1 protein-coding gene is annotated in these 527 nt (G+C 44.8%); it reads right to left on the reverse strand.

What is annotated here, in order from left to right; all coding sequences use genetic code 11:
- Positions 1 to 527, reverse strand: a 527-nt coding sequence (locus tag AC1Q5Z_RS18410; RefSeq protein WP_492446287.1) for an HYR-like domain-containing protein, incomplete at both ends; no start/stop codon positions are given.

The following is a 527-nucleotide window of genomic DNA, read 5'->3' on the forward strand; positions in this document are numbered from 1 at the left end:
CATGTAGGAGCAGTAGTGTCCTGAATTGTAATTATCTGAGTAAAAGTTTCTGATGTATTTCCGCAGTCATCTTTTACTGTCCAAGTGTTGGTATATGTTCCAGCATTTGAACAGTTTTCAGAAGCCACAAACTGTCCGCTTGATTTAGTGATGTTTGTGACATCAGCATCGCATGAGTCGGAAGCAGTTGGGAATTTTGCCTGAGCGGCAGCAAGCCCTTCTGCATCGCTGCATTCTAAAGTTGCATTTAAAGACCCAGCGGCAGTAGTCCATGTAGGAGCAGTAGTGTCCTGAATTGTAATTATCTGAGTAAAAGTTTCTGATGTATTTCCGCAGTCATCTTTTACGGTCCAAGTATTGGTGTATGTTCCCGCGTTAGCGCATCCTTCAGAAGCCACAAACTGTCCGCTTGCTTTGGTGATGTTTGTAACATCAGCATCGCATGAGTCGGAAGCGGTCGGGAATTTAGCCTGAGCGGCAGCAAGCCCTTCTGCATCGCTGCATTCTAAAGTTGCATTTAAAGATCC

It is taken from the genome of Flavobacterium sp. GW823-FHT06G12 (assembly GCF_058794775.1).